The following is a 19,991-nucleotide window of genomic DNA, read 5'->3' as shown; positions in this document are numbered from 1 at the left end:
CATTTCTGTCGATTGTCCGGGCGCTTATCCACCGAGATGCGGTGCGTCGCCCAGCCTGCGGGGGCCTAACAGCCGGCACCGCACAGCGCTTCCGATTGTTCCCGCATGACTTATCCCCGGCCTTGAACCGTCGAAGCCTCGACACTCGTGGCTCACAAACAAAAGCGGCGTGTTTCACGTGAAACACGCCGCCCGTTTCCCGCCCACCGCGTCACCAATCAAGCCGTCTTCTTCGCCAACCCCAGATACGTCTCGATCACCTGCGGATTCTGCGCAAGCTCGGCCGCCGGCCCTTCCAGCGCAAACTCGCCCGTCTCCAGCACGTAGCCGTAGTCCGAGATCTGCAACGCAGCCCGCGCGTTCTGTTCGATCAGCAGCGTCGCCACGCCCGTACCGCGCAACGCGCTGATGATATGAAAGATCTCCTTCACGATCAGCGGCGCCAGCCCGAGGCTCGGCTCGTCGAGCATCAGCAGGTCGGGCTTGCCCATCAGCGCACGGCCGACCGCCAGCATCTGCCGCTCGCCGCCGGACAACGTGCCGGCCGCCTGCCTGCGGCGCTCCTTCAGCCGCGGAAACAGCGCGAACACGTGATCGAGCTGATCGAGGAAGTTCGATTCCCCCGCCTGCTTGCGCCGATACGCGCCCAGCACGAGGTTGTCTTCGACCGTCATCGTGCTGAACAGCTCGCGCTTCTCCGGTACGAGGCACATGCCGCGGGCGACACGCTGCTCGACCGGCAACGCGCCGACGTCGTTGCCGCGATACACGACCGCGCCCGACGCATGCCCCGTTACCGGCAGCGCCCCCATGATCGCGTTCAGCAGCGTCGATTTACCGGCGCCATTCGGGCCGATCACGCTGACGATCTGCCCCGCCCCGACCTTGATTGCGGCCCCGTGCAGCGCCTCGACCTTCCCGTACCGCACCGCCAGCCCGCGCACTTCGAGAATCGGCATCGTCGTGTCCGTCATCACTCCACCCCGCCCAGATACGCTTCCAGCACGGCCGGGTCCTGCTGCACATCCTGCGGCAGCCCTTCCGCGATCCGCGTGCCGAATTCCATCACCACCAGCCGGTCGGTGAGATTCATCACGAAATCCATGTCATGTTCCACGAGCAACACGCTCATGCCTTCGGCCTTCAGCCGCCGCAGCAGGTCGGCGAGTTGCTGTTTCTCCTGGTAACGCAGCCCCGCGGCCGGTTCGTCGAGCAACAGCAGCGTCGGATCGCAGCACAGCGCCCGCGCGATTTCGAGAATCCGCTGCTGGCCGAGCGCGAGACTGCCTGCTTCGTCGTACATGTGCTTCTCGAGCCCGACGCGGCGGATCTGGCGCGCGGCTTCGGCCAGCAACTGCGCTTCCTCGTGCGCATTGAGCCGCGCGATGCTGCGCCACACGCCGGTATGACCACGCAGGTGGGCGCCGATCGCGACGTTCTCGAGCACCGTCATCGCCGGCAACAGCTTCACGTGCTGGAACGTGCGACCGATGCCGCGGCGCACGATCTGACGCGACGTCAGCCCGTCGATGCGCTCGCCACGGAACGTGATCGCACCGCCAGTGGGCCTCAGCACCCCGGTCACGAGGTTGAACGTGGTCGACTTGCCCGCGCCGTTCGGGCCGATCAGCCCGATGATCTGCCCCGCTTTCACGTCGAAGCTGACGTCGTTGACGGCCACCAGCCCGCCGAACTGCTTGCGTGCGTTGTCGACGACCAGCAGAGGCTCGCCGGCCACGGGTTTCGCGCGCTGCGGCAGCGGGTCGGCCTGCTCCGGCACATGCGCGCGCGGTCCGCGCGGGAACAGCCTCGCGACGAACGGCCATACGCCCTGGCGCGCGTACTGCAGCAGCAGCACCATCAGCACGCCGAACACGATGATTTCGAAGTTGCCTTCCGAGCCGAGCAGCTTCGGCAGCAGCGTCTGCAGGTAGTCCTGCAGGACGGTCAGGATCGCGGCGCCGAGCACCGCGCCCCACACGTGCGACACGCCGCCCACCACGGCCATGAACAGGAATTCGATCCCGTGGTTCAGGCCGAACGGCGTCGGGTTCACCGCGCGTTGCAGGTGCGCGTACAGGAAGCCCGATACCGCCGCGAGCACGGCTGCGTAGACGAAGATCACGACGCGCATCCACGCGGTGTTCACGCCCATCGCCTCGGCCATCACGCCGCCGCCGCGCAGCGCGCGGATCGCGCGACCCGGGCGGCTGTTCAGCAGATTCTGTACCGACACGATCGCGGCCAGCACCACGGCCCAGATCAGGAAATACAGGCTGCGGCCGCTCTCGAGCACGATGCCGAACAGGTTCAGCGCCGGAATCCCGTTGATCCCGTCGTACTTGCCGAGCAGTTCGAGGTTGCCGAACAGGTAGAACAGCGCGAGGCCCCACGCGATCGTACCGAGCGGCAGGAAATGCCCGGACAGCCGCATCGTCACGGCGCCGAGCACGAGCGCGACGAGCGCCGTCAGCACGACGCCGACGATCAGCGCGAGCCACGGCGACACGCCGTAGCGTGTCGTCAGGAACGCAGTCGCATACGCGCCGATGCCGACGAACGCGGCCTGCCCGAAACTCGTCATCCCGCCGACGCCCGTCAACAGCACGAGCCCGATCGCGACGATCGCGTACAGGCCGATGTAGTTCAGCAGCGTGATCCAGTACTCCGGTACCTGGAGCGCGCCGGGTAGCACCGGCAGCGCGAACAGCACCACGAGAAACAGCCAGAAGGTCTTGTTGCGTACCATCGTCTTCATCGCGTCACTCCTCTTCCTCTTCCGCATGCGGCGTCACGAAGCTCCGCCACAGCAGCACCGGAATGATCAGCGTGAACACGATCACCTCCTTGTAGGCGCTCGCCCAGAACGACGAATACGATTCGAGCACGCCGACGAGCAGCGAGCCGGCGGCCGCGAGCGGATAGCTGACGAGCCCGCCGATGATCGCGCCGACGAAGCCCTTCAGCCCGATCAGGAAGCCCGAGTCGTAGTAGATCGTCGTCAGCGGGCCGACGAGGATCCCCGACAGCACGCCGAGCCCCGCCGCGAACGTGAACGCGAGCCGCCCGGCTTCGGTCGTGCCGATGCCGACGAGCCGCGCGCCGAGCCGGTTCACCGAGGTCGCGCGCAGCGCCTTGCCGGCGATCGTGCGGCCGAAGTACACGTAGAGCGCACCGATCAGCACGAGCGCCGTGACGACGACCAGGACGCTCTGCACCGACACAGTCATGCTGCCGATCGCGAGCGACGCGTCCGAGAACCCGTTGGTGCGCGAGCCTTCCGCGCCGAACATCACGAGGCCGAGGCCGACCATCGCGAAATGGACGGCCACCGACACGATCAGCAGCAGCAGCGTCGTGCCTTCGGCGATCGGCTGGTACACGAGCCGGTAGACGAACGGCCCCATCGGCACGACGATCGCGAGCGTCAGCGCGATCTGCGCGAGCATCGGCATCGGCTGCGCGGTGAAGCTGCGCGTGATCGCGAACACCGCGAGCGGCAGCAGGATGTAGCGGCTGCCGAGCGTCGCGAGCGTGCGGCCGAGCTGATGGCGGCGTTCGCGATGCCGGATCAGGCCGCCGACTTCGAGCAGGAAGCACGCGATGCCCATCACGAACAGCAGCCAGCAGGTGGCGGGGAATTTCTGCGCCTGCAACGCGGCGAGCGTCAGCGCACCGTAGGCGACGAACTCGCCCTGGGGAATGAAGATCACCCGCGTGACGGAAAACACCAGCACGAGCGCCAGCGACAACAATGCATAAATGGCGCCGGTCGTGATGCCGTCTTGCGCGAGGATCGCCGCAATCGAGAGATCCATACGTTTCGTGTATCGAGAGAAGGCTGCGGAGAAACGAAAGGCGGAAACGGCCGGGACGCGCGCGACGCGATCGGCACGTCGCGCGCCATGCGGCGGGCCCCGGTGGTTCCAGGCGGCACGGCGGCGGCCATGAGGCGCACCACCCTGCCGACGGCACACGCGGCGCCGTTCGCGCCGCGCATGCCGGTTTCACGTGATGCTTACTCGGCCTGCAGCTTCCACTTGCCGTCGACGATCTGCACCATCACGCGCGCACGCGTGTCGAAGCCATTGTGATCGGTCGCCGTCATGTTGATCACGCCATGCGAGACCGGCAGATCCTTCACGCTTTCGAGCGACGCGCGCAGCGCTTCGCGGAACGCCTCGGTGCCCGGCTGGCCCTTCTTCAGCGCTTCCGGGATCGCCCGCTGCAGCAGCAGGCCCGCATCCCACGCATGGCCGCCGAACGTCGACAGCGAACCCGCGCCGTAGGCCTTCTCGTACGCGGCCTTGTAGCCGAGCGCCGGCTTCTTCACCGGATTCGAGTCGGGCAGCTGGTCGGTCACGAGCACGGGGCCGGCCGGCAGGATCTCGCCTTCGCAATCCTTGCCGCACACGCGCAGGAAATCGTTGTTCGCGACGCCGTGCGTCTGGTACACCTTGCCCTTGTAGCCGCGCTCCTTCAGCGTCTTGGCCGGCAGCGCCGCCGGCGTGCCGGAGCCGGCGATCAGCACCGCATCCGGGTTCGCGCCCAGCAGCTTCAGCACCTGCCCCATCACCGACGCGTCGGTCCGGTTGTAGCGCTCGTTCGACACGAGCTTCAGCCCGTTCTTCGCGGCCGCCGCGTCGAACGTCTTGTACCAGCTGTCGCCGTACGCATCGGCGAAGCCGATGAAGCCGACCGTCTTCACGCCGTGCTTGGCCATGTAGCCGGCGATCGCGTCGGCCATCAGCTGGTCGTTCTGCGGCACCTTGAACATCCATGCGCGCTTCGCGTCCATCGGCGCGATGATCTGCGCGCTCGCCGCGAGCGAGATCGCCGGCGTCTTGCCCTGCGACACGGGATCGAGCATCGCGAGCGAATTCGGCGTGACGGACGAGCCGATGATCGCGTCGACGTGGTCCTCGTCGATCAGCTTGCGCACGTTCTGCACCGCGCGGCTCGTGTCGGACGCGTCGTCCAGCACGATGTACTGCACGCTCTTGCCCGCGATTTCCTTCGGCAGCAGCGCGATCGTGTTCTTTTCCGGAATCCCGAGCGACGCGGCCGGGCCGGTAGCCGACAGCGTCACGCCGATCTTCACCTGCGCCGACGCCGTGGCCGCCGCACACACGAGACCCGCGGCAAGCAGGGCCTCCATCCATCGATTCATCTTCATTTACGTTGTCTCCAAACGCTGCTCGAAAAAACCACGGTCGCTCGGGCGGCTCCCCGTTCCCAAACAAGTTAATATATTAATTATTGCGTTCATCCGCGCCATGCTCGTTTTCCCGTGAAACGCCGCACCCATGCGTCGCACGCCAGTCGAAACGGTCATTCGACCATCACGATGCGCAGCAGCAATGTCGTCAGGATGAAGCAGACAGAAAAATGCGGAATCGCGAGGAAAATCGGTGCGTGCGCAACGATGGCGGGAACGCCCGCCGTGCCGGCCCGAGGCGGCCGACCACGCGTGTGATGAAACGTCGGAAAGCCGGCGGCTCATGAGAATGCGGATACGGATGCGAACGCAACGACATTCAATGGCATCGGAGCACGCATACAGGCCGCAAAACGGCTCGGTAAAGCCGCGCCGACCATTGCCCCACCCCGCGACGAGCGAACGGCGCCAGCCGCCCTTCCTGCCCCTAACCATCGTCCCGCGCTGCTCATCCAACCGTACTCCCTCTTCTGCATTTTGCTTGTAGGAGAACTGCCGACCGTTTTCCCGACCGCTCGGTCGGCGAAAGCTGAGTGTAACGGACGCGTTTCGCGCACGCCAACCGGGTAAGCCCGGACAGCAGGTACGCGAAGGCGCTGTCTGCAAACGAATTACTGGAACGGAAAAACGGAGAACGCGGCGAAGCGCGGAAAGACGCGGTGCGAACGCAAACGCGGAAGATGGCCGTCACGCGGGCCGATGCACCATCGAGGGAATCCGTGCACGCAAATGAAAAAGCGCTGTTGGATTCCGTCCAACAGCGCTTTGGGGTCCGGGCACTTGGTGCCTCGATTGTCTCCTCGTTCTCCACCTGCAAATTCGTTTCGCGGTGCATCAGAACTAAGGTGAATCTTAAAGAGGCTTAAGCACCACGACAACTTAGCATTTACCCCTATGGTGCATCGCCGCACGAAAATGGGGCACCAATCTGCCGCGCGGTGACGGCCCGAGCCCGCCGCAGCGCCCTTCCCGCGCATGCCGGATGGTGCTTCGCATCAACGCGCGGGCCACGCGCCGCAGGTTCACGACGAGGCCCTGAGCGGCTTGATCCGCGCGACCATCTCGCCGACGATGCCGCGCCGGAACGCCAGCACGCATGCGATGAAGATCAGCCCGGTGACGATCGTCGCCGATTCGCCGAGCGAATGGAACCACGCGACGCCCGTCGTCGACGCGAGCCATTCGCCGATGTCGCCGAGCCGGTCTTCCAGCGCGACGATCAGCGCGGCGCCGAGCAGCGGCCCGAACAGCGTGCCCATCCCGCCGACGAGCGTCATCAGTACGACGAGGCCCGACATCGTCCAGTACGCGTCCGATAGCGTCTCGAAGCCGAGCACCAGCACCTTCAGCGAGCCGGCCAGCCCCGCGAGCCCGGCCGACAGGATGAACGCGAGCAGCTTGAAGCGGTCGGTGTCGTAGCCGAGCGAGATCGCGCGCGCTTCGTTCTCCTTGATGGCGACGAGCACCTGGCCGAACGGCGAATGGACGACCCGCACGATGAACGCGCACGCGGCCACGACCACCGCCAGCACGACGTAGTACAGCGCGACGTCGTTCGACAGGTCGAGCAGCCCGAACAGGCGGCCGCGCGGCACGCCCTGCAGGCCGTCCTCGCCGTGCGTGAACGGCGCCTGCAAATAGATGAAGTAGACCATCTGCGCGAACGCGAGCGTGATCATCGCGAAGTAGATGCCCTGCCGGCGGATCGCGAACAGCCCGACGACGAGCCCGAGCACCGTCGCGGCGACGGTGCCGGCCAGCACGCCGAGCTCCGGCGTGAAACCGAGCGTCTGCATCGAATAGCCGGTCGCATAGCCGGCCGTCGCGAGGAACATCGCATGGCCGAACGACAGCAGCCCCGTATAGCCGATCAGCAGGTTGAACGCCGCCGCGAACAGCGCGAACGCGAGCACCTTCATCACGAACACCGGATACGCGCCGATGAACGGCGCGGCGAGCAGTGCGGCGAGCAGCACGCCGTAGAGCACTTTTCTCTGCATCATTTTTCCTTGCCGAAGAGGCCCGCCGGGCGGAACAGCAGCACGATCGCCATGATCACGAACACGACGGTGGCCGACGCTTCGGGATAGAACACGCGCGTGAAGCCCTCGATCACGCCGAGCAGCAGGCCCGTGACGATCGAGCCGAGGATCGAGCCCATCCCGCCGATCACGACCACCGCGAACACGGTGATGATCATCGGCTGGCCCATCAGCGGCGACACCTGGATCACCGGCGCGGCCAGCACGCCCGCGAACGCGGCGAGCGCGACGCCGAAGCCGTAGGTGAGCGTGATCATCATCGGCACGTTCACGCCGAACGCCTCGACGAGCTTCGGGTTCTCGGTGCCGGCACGCAGATACGCGCCGAGCCGTGTCTTCTCGATCACGAACCAGGTGGCGAGGCACACCGCGAGCGATGCGACGACGACCCACGCGCGATAGTTCGGCAGGAACATGAAGCCGAGGTTGGTCGCGCCGGACAATTGCGACGGCACGTCGTACGGCTGGCCCGACGATCCGTAGATCGACCGGAACACGCCTTCGACGACCAGCGTGAGGCCGAACGTGAGCAGCAGCCCGTACAGGTGATCGAGCTTGTACAGCCAGCGCAGCATCGAGCGCTCGATCGCGATCCCGAACGCGCCGACGAGCACGGGCGCGAGCACGAGCATCGCCCAGTACGGCAGCCCGAAATACGACAGGCCCATCCACGCGAGCATCGCACCCAGCATGAACAGCGCGCCGTGCGCGAAGTTGATCACGTTGAGCAGCCCGAAGATCACCGCGAGCCCGAGGCTCAGGATCGCGTAGAACGAGCCGTTGACGAGCCCGAGCAGCAACTGGCTCAGCATCGCCGGCAACGGAATGCCAAAGATGTCCATCGACTTAGCCGTCAGAATGAGTTTCGTTGCGTGCGCAACGTTCCTGCATCGCGCACGCGGGCGGCGCAGCGGGCACATCGCTGCAGCCGCCACCATGCGACGCGCCCGTGCGCGCCGCTACGCGATGCCTACTTCCACAGCGCGCAGCGCGTTTCCTGCTTGGTGCCGAACGCCTGGTCGCCCGGAATCGTCGCGAGCACCTTGTAGTAGTCCCACGGCTCCTTCGATTCGGACGGCTTCTTCACTTCCATCAGGTACATGTCGTGGATCATGCTGCCGTCCTGACGGATGTAGCCCTTCGCGTAGAAGTCGCTGATCTTGATCTTCTTCAGCTCGGCCATCACCTTGTCGGAGTCGGTCGTCCCGGCGGCCTGCACGGCCTTCAGGTAGGTCGTAACCGACGAGTAGTCGGCCGCCTGCAGGCTCGACGGCATCTTCTTCATCTTGCCGAAGTAGCGCTGCGCCCACTGGCGCGACGCCGCGTCGCGGTTCCAGTACCAGCTGTCGGTCAGCACGAGGCCCTGCGTCGTCTCGAGGCCGAGGCTGTGCACGTCGTCGATGAACATCAGCAGCGCGGCGAGCTTCATCGTCTTCGTGATGCCGAATTCCTTCGCGGCCTTGATCGAGTTGATCGTGTCGCCGCCCGCGTTCGCGAGGCCGAGGATCTGCGCCTTCGACGATTGCGCCTGCAACAGGAACGACGAGAAATCCGACGCGGACAGCGGGTGACGCACCGCGCCGAGCACCTGGCCGCCGTTCGCCTTCACGACGTCCGACGTGTTCTTCTCGAGCGCCTTGCCGAACGCGTAGTCGGCCGTCAGGAAGAACCAGCTCTTGCCGCCCTGCTTCACCACCGCCGAGCCGGTGCCCTTCGCGAGCGCCATCGTGTCGTACGCGTAGTGGACCGTGTACGGCGTGCACTGCTCGTTGGTCAGCGTGTCGGCGCCCGCGCCGATGTTGATGTAGACCTTCTTCTTCTCGGCCGCGACCTGGTTCATCGACAGCGCGGTGGCCGAGTTCGTGCCGCCGACCAGCAGATCGAGGCCGCCGCGGTCCATCCATTCGCGCGCCTTCGACGCGGCGATGTCGGCCTTGTTCTGGTGGTCGGCATAGACGACCTCGATCGGCTTGCCGAGCACCTTGCCGCCGAAGTCCGCGACCGCCATGCGGATCGCCTCGAGACCGCCCTGCCCGTCGATATCCGCGTAAAGCCCCGACATGTCGGTGATGAAGCCGATCTTCACGGTATCCGCCGCGTGGGCGGCGCCGGCGGTGAGCGCGGCGGTCGCGAGCGCGAGACAGGCCTGTGCGAGGGTCTTCATTTTCATTGACGTCTCCTGTTGTTCTGATGCGTTGTGGTTGTTCGAGGGCCGCCACGGCTAGCGGCAAGGGAAACGGGGCGGCGTCACACCCCGAGCAGGTCGTGCAGCGTCGGCATCTTGCCTTCCAGTTCGGAGGCGCGGAAATGCTCGACGATGCTGCCGTGCTCCATCACGTAGAAGCGGTCGGCGAGCGGCGCGGCGAAGCGGAAATTCTGCTCGACCATCACGATCGTATAGCCGCGCGCCTTCAGCGCGACGATCATCCGTGCGAGCGCCTGGACGATCACCGGCGCGAGGCCTTCGGAGATTTCGTCGAGCAGCAGCAGGTTCGCGCCGGTGCGCAAGATCCGCGCGACCGCGAGCATCTGCTGCTCGCCGCCCGACAGCCGCGTGCCCTGGCTCTGCCGGCGCGACGCGAGGTTCGGGAACATCGCGTAGATCTCGTCGAGCGACATCGCGTGCTCGCGCGGCCCGATCAGCGGCGGCAGCATCAGGTTCTCCTCGCACGACAGGCTCGAGAAGATCCCGCGCTCCTCCGGGCAGTAGCCGATGCCGAAATGCGCGATGCGATGCGTCGCGAGGCCGATCGTCTCGTGGCCCGCGACCTTGATCGACCCGCTGCGGCGTCCCGTGAGGCCCATGATCGCGCGCAGCGTCGTCGTGCGGCCCGCGCCGTTGCGGCCGAGCAGCGTGACGACCTCGCCGCGATGCACGGTCAGGTCGACACCGTGCAAGATGTGGGATTCCCCGTACCAGGCCTCCAGGCCCGTGATCTCCAGCGCAGGCGTACCGCTCTCGACGCCGCTCAATTCGCGTTCCTCCCGTTCGCTGTGCTTCATGCGTGCGCCCCCGCGAGCGCCGCGTCGGCGCTGCCCATGTAGGCCTCGATGACGAGCGGATTCTTCGACACTTCCGCATACGAGCCTTCGGCCAGCACCTCGCCGCGTTGCAGGACGGTGATCGTGTCGGAGATCCCCGCGATCACGTTCATGTTGTGTTCCACCATCAGGATCGTGCGGCCGCTCGCGACCTTCTTGATCAGCGCGGTCACGCGGTCGACGTCCTCGTGGCCCATCCCCTGCGTGGGCTCGTCGAGCAGCATCAGTTCGGGCTCCATTGCCAGCGTCGTCGCGATCTCGAGCGCGCGCTTGCGGCCGTAGGCCAGCTCGACGGTCGGCACGTGCGCGAAATCGGTGAGACCGACCTGCGTGAGCAGGTCCATCGCGCGATCGTCGAGCCGCTTCAGCGTGCGTTCGCTGCGCCAGAAATGGAATTCGGTGCCGAGCGCGCGCTGCAGGCCGATGCGCACGTTCTGCAGCGCGGTCAGGTGCGGGAACACGGCCGAGATCTGGAACGAGCGGATGATGCCGCGCCGCGCGACCTGCGCGGGCCGCTCGTCGGTGATGTCGATGCCGTTGAAGACGATCTGGCCGGCCGTCGGCGTCAGAAATTTGGTGAGGAGGTTGAAACAGGTGGTCTTGCCCGCGCCGTTCGGCCCGATCAATGCGTGGATCGCACCGCGGCGCACACGCAGGTTGACACCGTTCACGGCGGTGAAGCCCCTGAATTCCTTCGTCAGTCCGCGTGTTTCCAGAATCGTGTCGCCGAGAATCATGTTCCCTTCCGTACGAAGTCAGGCGAAGCACCGGGAAGCCTGGCGCAAGCGGCCGCGAACAGGTCAGCGGATCAGCGGGCTGCCCCCGGGCGCCGTGGTACGCCTCGAGGGTTGGTCTCCCGCGCCGACGCGTATGCACATTACAGAACATTGTCGCGCCGTTGGTGCAGTGCAATCATCGGGATTTGCACTTATAGGGCTGGCCGCCATATCGGCCGAGACTGCGCGCGGTTATTCACCGCGCTTTTTTGACACGTGCATCATCACGCGTTGACCTGCTGCAGGACCGGGCACACACGCGATGAAAAAAGCCGCGCGACGGCGCGGCTTGCACGGATCTTGCCGTTCGAGCGGATGCGACGGCAGCTTGTTTCGCATAGCGAATCAGCGGGCGTTCGCATGACCGCCCGCTGGCGTGCGCGTCAGCGGGTCGTCATGCCGCCGTTACCGCGGCTTCGGTGCGCACCGCCATCGCTTCGCGCGCCGCACGGCGGTCGGCACGAATCATGTCGCTCGCGCGCTCGGCGATCATCAGCGTCGGCGAATTGGTGTTGCCCGACGTGATGAACGGCATCACCGACGCATCGACGATCCGCAACCCGGCGATGCTGCGCACGCGCAGCCGGCTGTCGACCACCGCGCGCGCGTCGTCGGCGCGCCCCATCCGGCACGTGCCGACCGGGTGGAAGATCGTCGTGCCGACGGCGCCGGCTGCGTCGATCAGTTCGGCCTCGGTCCGGTACTGCGGGCCGGGCAGGATTTCCTCGGGGCGATAGCGTGCGAGCGCCGGTGCGGCGGCGATCCGGCGCGTGAGGCGCAGCGCGTTCGCGGCGACGTGGCGATCGTGGTCGGTCGACAGATAGTTCGGCGCGATCGCCGGTGCGCTGGCCGGATCGGCGCTCGTGACGTGCACGCTGCCGCGCGAGCTCGGCCGCAAATGGCAGACCGACGCCGTAAAGGCGTTGAAGCCGTGCAACGGCTCGCCGAAGCGTTCGAGCGACAGCGGCTGCACGTGGTACTGGAGATCGGGGCGCGTGAGTGCGGGATCGTCCGGATCGGATTTCGCGAACGCGCCCAACTGCGATGGCGCCATCGACATCGGCCCGCGCTGCAGCAGCGCATATTCGGCGCCGATCATCAGCTTGCCCCACCAGCGCGCGGACAGCGTGTTCAGCGTGCGCACGCCGTCGACACGAAACGCCATCCGCAATTGCAGGTGATCCTGCAGGTTTTCGCCGACGCCCGGCAGATCCTGCACGACGTCGATGCCGAGCGCCTGCAGCCGCCGGCCATCGCCGATACCCGACAGTTCGAGCAGTTGCGGCGAATTCACCGCGCCCGACGTCAGCAGCACTTCCGAGCGCGCCCGCGCGACGTAGTCGGTGCCGCCGCCGTGGTACTCGACACCCACCGCGCGCCGCCCGTCGAAAATCACGCGTTGCGCATGCGCGCCGGTGATCACGGTCAGGTTCGGGCGCGCCATCGCGGGCCGCAGGAACGCCTTCGACGTATTCCAGCGCACGCCGCGCTTCTGGTTCACTTCGAAGTAGCCGACCCCGGCATTGTCGCCGCGGTTGAAATCGTCGGTGGCGGGGATGCCCGTCTGCTGCGCGGCCTGCGCGAACGATTCGAGGATTTCCCAGCGCAGCCGCTGCTTCTCGACGCGCCAGTAGCCGCCCGCGCCGTGCGCATCGCTCGCGCCCGCATGATGATCCTCGCTGCGCTTGAAGATCGGCAGCACGCTGTCCCACGACCAGCCGGCGTCGCCGGTTTCCTGCGCCCAGTTGTCGTAGTCCTCGCGCTGGCCGCGCATGTAGATCATTCCGTTGATCGACGAGCAGCCGCCGAGCACACGGCCGCGCGGATACGACAGCGCGCGGCCGTTGAGCGCCGCTTCGGGCTGCGTCTTGTACAGCCAGTCGGTGCGCGGGTTGCCGATGCAATACAGATAGCCGACCGGGATATGAATCCAGTGGTAGTCGTCCTTGCCGCCCGCTTCGAGCAGCAGCACGCTGATGTCGGGATCCTCGGTCAGGCGGTTTGCGAGCACGCAGCCCGCGGTGCCCGCGCCGACGATCACGTAGTCGAATTCGCCCTCGAGCGTGCGTTGAGTACTCACGGCGTGTCTCCTGTCGACCCGAGCGACTGCTTTGGCACTGACTCGGGCCTCATGCTTCGCGGTCGACCCGGACGAGCGCTCCAGCGCTGACTCCGGCCCCTGCGAGCGCGTTGTTGTGTACCGCGCGGCGCGATACCGCGCGTCATTTTCAGCATAGTGCGTCGCGAGCCGCGCCTGCAGCCCCGCGCGCCATGACGACCCGATGAAGCGTACTCCCGCGCCCGGCCGCCGATCCAATGAGTTATGCTGAACTGCGTTATAAGCCACGCTCATATCACGACGATGGATCTCACCCTGCTCCGCGCGTTCGCGACGGTCGCGCGCGAAGGCAACCTGACGCGCGCCGCCGCGCAACTGCACGTCACGCAGCCGGCCGTCAGCCTGCAGATCAAGCATCTGCAGGAAACGCTCGGCGTCGCGCTGTTCACGCGCACGTCGCGCGGGCTCGCGCTCACGCGCGACGGACAGACGCTGCTGCCGCATGCGGAACGCGCGCTCGCCGCGGCGGCCGACGTGCAGCGCGCCGCTGCCGCGCTGCGGCACGAAGTGCGCGGCCGGCTGCGGATCGGCACGATCCTCGATCCGGGCTTCCTGCGGCTCGGCGGCTTCCTGCGCGCGCTGGTCGAGACCCATCCGCAGATCGAGACCGCGCTGCGGCACGGGATGTCGGGCTGGGTGATCGAACAGGTGCGCGCGCAGGCGCTCGACGTCGGCTACTACATCGGCCGCCCCGAAGAGGACTCGCCGCGCGACGACGCGCTGTTCCACACCGTCACGCTCACGCGCTTCGAATATCGCGTCCTGGCGCCGGCCGGCTGGAAGGAGCGCGTGCAGCGCGCGCACGACTGGCGCGCGCTCGCCGCGCTGCCGTGGATCTGGACGCCGCCGGCGTCCGCGCACCATCGGCTGCTGTCGCGACGTTTCGCGGCGGCCGGCGCGCAGCCGGTGAAGGTCGCCGAGGTCGACCAGGAGCAGTCGATGCTCGATCTCGTCAAATCGGGGATCGGCTTGACGCTCGCGCGCGATTCGACCGCGCTGGCCGAAGCGCACGCGCATGCGCTGACGATCGTCGAACCCGTGACGGTGCCGACCGAACTGACGTTCGTGACGCTCGCCGCGCGGCGCGACGAGCCGGCGATCGCGGCCGCGCTGCGGCTGATCGAAGCGCAGTGGGCGATATGAGCGTGGCTGATGTCGAGGTGACCGGTTGCGCAGCGGGTTTCGGTGCCTGATGCCTGCCGCGGATCGCCATCGCGGGCGAAATCGCCGCCGAGCCCGCCCCGCCCCGCGTCGCGTCGCCGCGCCCCGTCCGCTCGTCACGCCACCATCGCAGGCTTTTTGCTAGATTGTGCGTTCGCACACCGCGAGACCCCGATTGAAGGAGACCCGCATGGCCCGCAACATCGAGATCAAAGCCCGCGCCCGCGAATTCGACCGGCTGCGCGAACAGGCGGCCCAACTCGCGACCGAAGCACCGCTGTTCTACCGCCAGCAGGATTTCTTCTATGACGTGCCGCGCGGCCGGCTCAAGCTGCGCCGCTTCGAGGACGGCACGCCGGCCGAGCTGATCTTCTACCAGCGCGACGACCGCGACGGCCCGAAGGCGTCGTACTACACGCGCAGCCCGGTCACGAACCCCGACGCGATGCATTCGCTGCTCGCGACCGCGCTGACCACGCGCGGGATCGTGACGAAGGAGCGGCACGTGTACCTCGCGGGCCGCACGCGCATCCACCTCGACCGCGTCGACGGCCTCGGCGATTTCATCGAGCTCGAGGTCGTGCTCGGCCCCGACGACGACGAAGCGGGCGGCGAAGCGGAAGCGCACGAGGTGTTCGCGAAGCTCGGCGTGGCGCAGGACGACCTCGTCGCGGTCGCGTACGTCGATCTGCTGAACGCCGACACCGAGCCCGAAACGGCCTGATCCGGCCCCACCGAAGGCGGCGCCGCGCGTGCCACCTTCAGCGCCCCTGCCGCTGCCGCCTCCCGGTCACGCAGCGCCGGGCGCCAGATGCGCGAGTGGCAGCGCACCGTTGCGCTTGAAGGTGGTCAGCACGATGTTCGAGCGCACGCTGTCGACGCCCGGCACCCGCATCAGCTTCTTCATCACGAACTGCGACAGCGCGTTGAGATCCGGCGCGACGATCCGCAGCAGGTAGTCGGCATCGCCCACCACCGCATGGCATTCGAGCACTTCGGGCAGCACGTCGATCTGCTGCTGGAACTGCTCGATGATCGAATCGCCGTGATGCTTGAGCTTCAGGCTCGTGAACGCGGTCACGCCGAGCCCGAGTTTTTCGGGGCGCAGCATCACGCGGTAGCCTTCGATCACGCCGGCCGCCTCGAGCCGCTGCAGCCGCCGGCCGATCTGCGACGGCGATAGCGGCACCTCCTCGCCCAGCTGCTGATGCGTCGCGCGACCGAAGCGCTGCAGCACGTCCAGCAGCGCGAGATCGAAGTGATCGAGTTCCAGCATGAGCATTCTCCGCATTGATTCGTGATTTGATGCGCGATTATCGCATCAGTCAGCAAATCGACGCCAACTATGCGCCCAATCCGCGCGCAGCCCGCTCTACACTTGCATGGTTCCAACCCCAGCGTGCAGAGCCTGATCATGTCCACCGTCGTCACCGCGAAACTGCAGGAGCAGTTCGATGCGGGCCTCGAAACCCGCGCCGATTTCACCATCGACCAGCCGCTGCAGCGCTACGGCCAGGTCGATCACGCGGTGTGGCAGCAGCTCTATGCGCGCCAGTCCGCCCTGCTGCGCGGCCGCGCGTGCGATGCGTTCGTCGCCGGACTCGGCAAGATTGCGCTGCCGGCCGATCGTGTACCGTCGTTCGCGGACGTGAACCGCCAGTTGAAGCCCGCGACCGGTTGGGAAATCGTCGCGGTGCCGGGCCTCGTGCCTGACCGCGTGTTCTTCGAGCACCTCGCGAACCGGCGTTTCCCCGTCACCTGGTGGATGCGCCGTCCCGACCAGCTCGACTACCTGCAGGAACCCGACTGCTTCCACGACCTGTTCGGCCACGTGCCGCTGCTGATCGACCCGGTGTTCGCCGACTACATGCAGGCGTATGGCCGCACCGCGCTCGCGGTCGCCGACGACGAAGCGGCACTGGCGCGGCTCGCGCGCCTCTATTGGTATACGGTGGAATTCGGGCTGATCCGCGACCCGCGCGGGACCAACGGGCTGTCGATCTACGGCGCCGGGATCGTGTCGAGCAAGGGCGAAAGCCTGTACAGCCTCGAAAGCGCGGCGCCGAACCGGCTCGGGTTCGACCTCGAGCGCGTGATGCGCACGAAGTACCGGATCGACACGTTCCAGAAGACTTACTTCGTGATCGACGATTTCGCGCAGTTGTTCGCGCTCGCCGACGTCGACGGCCGCGCACTGGCCGATCGGCTCGCGGCGCTGCCCGAATTCGCGGCCGGCGCGGTGCTCGACACCGACCGCGTGCTGCATCGCGGCACGGGCGAAGGCTGGCCCGACGACGCCGACGCGTAACGTACCGCGGCGCCGACCGCCGTCGGCCGACCGCCCGTCACCCTTTGCGCAACTATGAAACAATGAACGATGCCGGCCTCGCCGCGCGGTGCAGCCGCGCGTGGGCGCCGTTACCGAACGAGAGGTGCAAGATGATCCACAAGCTCACATCCGAAGAACGCAAGACCCGGCTCGAAGGCCTGCCGCACTGGACGGCCGTGCCGGGCCGCGACGCGATCCAGCGCCGCCTGCGCTTCGCCGATTTCAACGAAGCGTTCGGCTTCATGACGCGCGTCGCGATCAAGGCGCAGGAGATGAACCACCATCCGGAATGGTTCAACGTGTACAACCGTGTCGACATCACGCTGTCGACTCACGACGCCGACGGCCTGACCGAACGCGACATCGAACTCGCGCGGTTCATCGACGGCGCCGCCGCGCACGCGCAACCGGGCGCCTGAATCCCGAGTCCTGCCTCTACCGCCGCGCATCTTTCCGTGCGCGGCGCGTCAACTTTTCATTTCGCTGAACGTTTTCTAGGATGTACTCAGCGAAAGCCTTCAGCTTTCCAAGCCATCCTTAAGGCGCACGTAAGTCTCGTACGCTTTCCGCGCCTTGGGGTCCAATCCTTCCAGTTGCAGCGCGCTTTCGCGCTGTACAATCAGCAGCGCATACGGCTTGGAGAGCGCGCTGGCCTCTTCGCAGAGTTTGAGTTCGTCGCCGCTCGACGGCGAGCGGGCGCGCCAGAAATTGATCGCGGCTTCGAGGTCGTGGATCGAAATATCGGACATGATTGGATTTAATCGTTCGCTGGCCGCCATGCTTGATGTCAGGCGATGCGGCGTCCCTGTGGAAACGGCTTCGTGCTGTCCGCGTGCCTGAACCGCCAACCCATTGTACTTGAGCGAACTTCATGCGACTCCTTCTGATCGAAGACGACCGCCCCATCGCACGCGGTATCCAGAGCAGCCTCGAACAGGCTGGCTTCACCGTCGACATGGTGCATGACGGCATTTTTGCCGAACAGGCGCTGGCACAGAACCGCCACGAACTCGTGATCCTCGACCTCGGCCTGCCGGGCATCGACGGGATGACGCTGCTCACGCGCTTCCGCCAGACCAACCGCCACACGCCCGTGATCGTGCTGACCGCGCGCGACGAGCTGAACGACCGGATCCAGGGCCTGAACTCCGGCGCCGACGACTACATGCTCAAGCCGTTCGAGCCGGCCGAACTCGAAGCGCGCATCCGCGCGGTGATGCGCCGCAGCGGCCCGCACAGCGACATGCCGCGTCCGGAAGTGTCGCTCGGCGGCGTCCGCCTGTCGGGCGTCGACCGCCGCATCTTCAACGACGACAAGCCGCTCGAACTGTCGCCGCGCGAATTCGCGGTGCTGGAAATGCTGCTGCTGCGTCACGGCCGCGTCGTCAGCAAGGCCCAGTTGCAGGATCACCTCACGCACTTCGGCGGCGATCTTGGCGACACCGCGATCGAAGTCTACGTGCACCGCGTGCGCAAGAAACTCGAGCAATGCCGGGTCGAAATCGTCACGGTGCGCGGCTTCGGCTACCTGCTGCAGGAAATCCGCCAGACGGCGAGCGTCTGAGCGACGCCGCGCGCCGGCCGGCCGCGTGCCGCCGACGCGCATGCGTACGGCTTCCGCGTCGCCGCCCGGCGCACGACCGCGCCGCTCCCCGTGAGCGGCGCTTATCCATTTGCCCGTCGAAATGTCTCCTGATCCGGCTGTGACCACCAGCCTGCGCCGTTCGCTGCTCCGGCGCCTCGCCGCCCCGCTGTCGATGCTCGCGCTGATGAGCGGCCTGATCGCCTACTGGCTCGCGTGGCAATACACGCAGCACGTGATCGACCGCTCGCTCGCCGATCTCGCGACCGCCATCTCCAAACAGATCCAGATCGCCGGCCCCGACGCACCGTTCACGGTGCCGCCGCTCGCGCAGGCGATGTTCTCCGATCCGGCCGAAGCGCTGATCTACCGGATCAGCGATGGCGAGCAGGAGCTCGCCGGCGACCCGAAGCTGCCGCTGCAGGGCATCAACGTGCGCCGCATGCACCACGCGTACGTGTTCGAGGCCGAGTACGACAACCGCGCGGTGCGGGTCGCGCAGGTGCGCGTCGACGACGTCGAGGGCGGCAAGCCGATGGTCGTCGAAGTCGCGCAGCCGGTGCGGCACCGCTACCGGATCGCGGCCGAATTCCTCGTCGCGATCATGATGCCGCTGCTGCTGCTGCTGCTCGCCGGCTGGGGCATCGTGTGGCGCGTGGTGAACCAACAGCTGGGCCCGCTCACGCATCTCGCCGATTCGCTGAACCGGCAGACCCACACGTCGCTGGAGCCGGTCGACGAAACCGACGTGCCGCTGGAGATCCGGCCGCTGACGAGCGCGATGAACGCGCTGCTCGGCCGCCTCAAGACCGCGCTCGACGCGCAGCGCAAGTTCATCGCCGATGCCGCGCACCAGTTGCGCACGCCGCTCACCGCGGTGAAGCTGCATGCCGAGCAGGCGGCCGTCGCGCGCGACCCGCACCAGACCTTCGCCGCGGTGCGCGAGCTGCGCGCAGCGGCCGACCGGGCGGTGCGGCTGTCCAACCAGTTGCTGTCGCTCGCGCGGGCCGAGCCGGGCGAGCAGGCCGCGCGCTTCGTCGACGTCGATCTCGCGGCGATGGCGTTCGAGACGGGCGCCGAATGGGTGCCGCGCGCGCTCGCGTCGCATGTCGACCTCGGCTTCCAGCGCAGTGACGATCCGGGCGACGACGAGAAGCTGATCGTGCGCGGCAACCCCGTGCTGCTGCGCGAGGTGATCGCGAACCTGCTCGACAATGCGCTGAAGTACGTGCCGCTCGCGCGGCCGGACGGCGCGCGAATCACGGTGAACGTCGCGCGCGCCTCGCTCGAGGGCAGCCAGCCGGCCGCCGAGATCGTAGTCGAGGACAACGGCCCCGGCGTGCCCGCGAACCAGCAGGCCGACCTGTTCAAGCGCTTCTTCCGCGGCGATGCGCAAAGCGGCAATGGCGTCGAGACGGGCGCCGGGCTCGGGCTCGCGATCGTGCACGACATCATCGCGATGCATGGCGGCACCGTGTCGTACGAGGATGCATCGGAAGGCGGCTCGCGCTTCGTGGTGAGGGTGCCGCTCGCTGCGCATACGGCGCAGCCGGCCAGCGAAACGCCGGCTGTGGCGCCGACGCACTGAGCAGCGCGATTGTCGGCGGGCAACGGTTGGCCCGTCGACCGGGCCGCCCGCCGGAACAGGAACGGAAAGACGGAAAGCAGATGACGCGCCGCGACGACGCGCCAACCAACCGTCGACTGAAACGACAGCGGCAG

At 66.9% G+C, this 19,991-nt stretch carries 18 protein-coding genes; 6 read left to right on the top strand and 12 right to left on the bottom strand.

From position 1 onward, the window contains the following. Positions 1–218 precede the first annotated feature (218 nt). The 10 genes from AP428_RS13930 to AP428_RS13885 all read right to left on the bottom strand — a co-directional run bounded on the left by AP428_RS13930 (position 219) and on the right by AP428_RS13885 (position 13,158). Positions 219–974, bottom strand: a complete 756-nt coding sequence (locus AP428_RS13930; RefSeq protein WP_011546807.1) for an ABC transporter ATP-binding protein — start codon at positions 972–974, stop codon at positions 219–221. Then, positions 974–2,758, bottom strand: coding sequence for an ATP-binding cassette domain-containing protein (locus AP428_RS13925; RefSeq protein ID WP_011694017.1), 1,785 nt, complete (start codon positions 2,756–2,758; stop codon positions 974–976). The genes AP428_RS13930 and AP428_RS13925 overlap by 1 nt, the downstream gene beginning before the upstream one ends. A 4-nt stretch (positions 2,759–2,762) precedes the next feature. Beyond that, on the bottom strand, positions 2,763–3,818 hold the full coding sequence (locus AP428_RS13920) for a branched-chain amino acid ABC transporter permease (RefSeq protein ID WP_054928206.1): 1,056 nt from the start codon (positions 3,816–3,818) through the stop codon (positions 2,763–2,765). A gap of 200 nt (positions 3,819–4,018) precedes the next feature. Beyond that, on the bottom strand, positions 4,019–5,176 hold the full coding sequence (locus AP428_RS13915) for an ABC transporter substrate-binding protein (protein ID WP_011546810.1): 1,158 nt from the start codon (positions 5,174–5,176) through the stop codon (positions 4,019–4,021). Positions 5,177–6,240: 1,064 nt separating this feature from the next. Further along, complete coding sequence (locus AP428_RS13910) at positions 6,241–7,218, bottom strand: branched-chain amino acid ABC transporter permease (RefSeq protein ID WP_006477270.1); 978 nt, start codon at positions 7,216–7,218, stop codon at positions 6,241–6,243. Then, positions 7,218–8,102, bottom strand: coding sequence for a branched-chain amino acid ABC transporter permease (locus AP428_RS13905; protein WP_012327599.1), 885 nt, complete (start codon positions 8,100–8,102; stop codon positions 7,218–7,220). The genes AP428_RS13910 and AP428_RS13905 overlap by 1 nt, the downstream gene beginning before the upstream one ends. A 128-nt stretch (positions 8,103–8,230) precedes the next feature. Beyond that, the gene (locus tag AP428_RS13900; protein WP_011546813.1) at positions 8,231–9,430 is read right to left on the bottom strand and encodes an ABC transporter substrate-binding protein; all 1,200 of its coding nucleotides are present in this window, start codon (positions 9,428–9,430) and stop codon (positions 8,231–8,233) included. Between the two features lie 77 nt (positions 9,431–9,507). Further along, positions 9,508–10,263, bottom strand: a complete 756-nt coding sequence (locus tag AP428_RS13895) for an ABC transporter ATP-binding protein (protein WP_006477267.1) — start codon at positions 10,261–10,263, stop codon at positions 9,508–9,510. Then, positions 10,260–11,039: an ABC transporter ATP-binding protein gene (locus tag AP428_RS13890; protein ID WP_006477266.1), complete on the bottom strand. Its 780-nt coding sequence runs from the start codon at positions 11,037–11,039 to the stop codon at positions 10,260–10,262. The genes AP428_RS13895 and AP428_RS13890 overlap by 4 nt, the downstream gene beginning before the upstream one ends. Positions 11,040–11,472: 433 nt before the next feature. Then, positions 11,473–13,158 carry a GMC family oxidoreductase gene (locus AP428_RS13885; protein ID WP_041489276.1) on the bottom strand — a complete coding sequence of 562 codons (1,686 nt, stop codon included), beginning with the start codon at positions 13,156–13,158 and terminating at the stop codon, positions 11,473–11,475. A 282-nt stretch (positions 13,159–13,440) separates the two neighbouring features. Between AP428_RS13885 and AP428_RS13880 the strand changes: the two genes are divergently transcribed. Both AP428_RS13880 and AP428_RS13875 read left to right on the top strand, forming a co-directional pair. Then, positions 13,441–14,340 (top strand): LysR family transcriptional regulator, encoded by a 900-nt coding sequence (locus AP428_RS13880; RefSeq protein WP_041489277.1) that lies wholly within the window; start codon positions 13,441–13,443, stop codon positions 14,338–14,340. 208 nt (positions 14,341–14,548) lie between these two features. Further along, a complete protein-coding gene (locus AP428_RS13875) occupies positions 14,549–15,082 on the top strand; it encodes a class IV adenylate cyclase (RefSeq protein WP_011546816.1) in 534 nt (177 codons plus the stop codon). Between the two features lie 66 nt (positions 15,083–15,148). Here AP428_RS13875 and AP428_RS13870 read toward each other — a convergent pair whose 3' ends face one another. Beyond that, on the bottom strand, positions 15,149–15,634 hold the full coding sequence (locus tag AP428_RS13870) for an Lrp/AsnC family transcriptional regulator (RefSeq protein WP_006408082.1): 486 nt from the start codon (positions 15,632–15,634) through the stop codon (positions 15,149–15,151). Between the two features lie 138 nt (positions 15,635–15,772). Between AP428_RS13870 and phhA the strand changes: the two genes are divergently transcribed. Further along, positions 15,773–16,666 carry a phenylalanine 4-monooxygenase gene (gene phhA, locus AP428_RS13865; RefSeq protein ID WP_041489343.1) on the top strand — a complete coding sequence of 298 codons (894 nt, stop codon included), beginning with the start codon at positions 15,773–15,775 and terminating at the stop codon, positions 16,664–16,666. 62 nt (positions 16,667–16,728) lie between these two features. Further along, positions 16,729–17,106, top strand: coding sequence for a 4a-hydroxytetrahydrobiopterin dehydratase (locus AP428_RS13860; RefSeq protein ID WP_011546818.1), 378 nt, complete (start codon positions 16,729–16,731; stop codon positions 17,104–17,106). Between the two features lie 99 nt (positions 17,107–17,205). Here AP428_RS13860 and AP428_RS13855 read toward each other — a convergent pair whose 3' ends face one another. After that, positions 17,206–17,436: a DUF3717 domain-containing protein gene (locus AP428_RS13855; RefSeq protein ID WP_006401493.1), complete on the bottom strand. Its 231-nt coding sequence runs from the start codon at positions 17,434–17,436 to the stop codon at positions 17,206–17,208. 122 nt (positions 17,437–17,558) lie between these two features. On the opposite strand from AP428_RS13855, the gene AP428_RS13850 reads away from it, so the two are divergent. After that, positions 17,559–18,251 carry a response regulator transcription factor gene (locus AP428_RS13850; protein ID WP_006401494.1) on the top strand — a complete coding sequence of 231 codons (693 nt, stop codon included), beginning with the start codon at positions 17,559–17,561 and terminating at the stop codon, positions 18,249–18,251. Positions 18,252–18,372: 121 nt separating this feature from the next. Next, entirely contained in the window at positions 18,373–19,857 is a 1,485-nt protein-coding gene (locus tag AP428_RS13845; protein ID WP_006477258.1) for a sensor histidine kinase, read from the top strand. Positions 19,858–19,991: the final 134 nt, after the last annotated feature.

This window comes from Burkholderia sp. E168m22 (assembly GCF_001319805.1).
Classification (GTDB): Bacteria; Pseudomonadota; Gammaproteobacteria; order Burkholderiales; family Burkholderiaceae; genus Burkholderia; species Burkholderia orbicola.
Note: the sequence above shows the minus strand (reverse complement) of the source record. Positions and strands in the feature narration are given on the sequence as shown.

Coding starts and splice junctions, on each gene's coding strand:
- AP428_RS13930 (WP_011546807.1), bottom strand. CDS start 974: ATGACGGACACGACGATGCCGATTCTCGAAGTGCGCGGGCTGGCGGTG.
- AP428_RS13925 (WP_011694017.1), bottom strand. CDS start 2,758: ATGAAGACGATGGTACGCAACAAGACCTTCTGGCTGTTTCTCGTGGTG.
- AP428_RS13920 (WP_054928206.1), bottom strand. CDS start 3,818: ATGGATCTCTCGATTGCGGCGATCCTCGCGCAAGACGGCATCACGACC.
- AP428_RS13915 (WP_011546810.1), bottom strand. CDS start 5,176: ATGAAGATGAATCGATGGATGGAGGCCCTGCTTGCCGCGGGTCTCGTG.
- AP428_RS13910 (WP_006477270.1), bottom strand. CDS start 7,218: ATGCAGAGAAAAGTGCTCTACGGCGTGCTGCTCGCCGCACTGCTCGCC.
- AP428_RS13905 (WP_012327599.1), bottom strand. CDS start 8,102: ATGGACATCTTTGGCATTCCGTTGCCGGCGATGCTGAGCCAGTTGCTG.
- AP428_RS13900 (WP_011546813.1), bottom strand. CDS start 9,430: ATGAAAATGAAGACCCTCGCACAGGCCTGTCTCGCGCTCGCGACCGCC.
- AP428_RS13895 (WP_006477267.1), bottom strand. CDS start 10,263: ATGAAGCACAGCGAACGGGAGGAACGCGAATTGAGCGGCGTCGAGAGC.
- AP428_RS13890 (WP_006477266.1), bottom strand. CDS start 11,039: ATGATTCTCGGCGACACGATTCTGGAAACACGCGGACTGACGAAGGAA.
- AP428_RS13880 (WP_041489277.1), top strand. CDS start 13,441: ATGGATCTCACCCTGCTCCGCGCGTTCGCGACGGTCGCGCGCGAAGGC.
- AP428_RS13875 (WP_011546816.1), top strand. CDS start 14,549: ATGGCCCGCAACATCGAGATCAAAGCCCGCGCCCGCGAATTCGACCGG.
- AP428_RS13870 (WP_006408082.1), bottom strand. CDS start 15,634: ATGCTGGAACTCGATCACTTCGATCTCGCGCTGCTGGACGTGCTGCAG.
- phhA (WP_041489343.1), top strand. CDS start 15,773: ATGTCCACCGTCGTCACCGCGAAACTGCAGGAGCAGTTCGATGCGGGC.
- AP428_RS13860 (WP_011546818.1), top strand. CDS start 16,729: ATGAACGATGCCGGCCTCGCCGCGCGGTGCAGCCGCGCGTGGGCGCCG.
- AP428_RS13855 (WP_006401493.1), bottom strand. CDS start 17,436: ATGTCCGATATTTCGATCCACGACCTCGAAGCCGCGATCAATTTCTGG.
- AP428_RS13850 (WP_006401494.1), top strand. CDS start 17,559: ATGCGACTCCTTCTGATCGAAGACGACCGCCCCATCGCACGCGGTATC.
- AP428_RS13845 (WP_006477258.1), top strand. CDS start 18,373: ATGTCTCCTGATCCGGCTGTGACCACCAGCCTGCGCCGTTCGCTGCTC.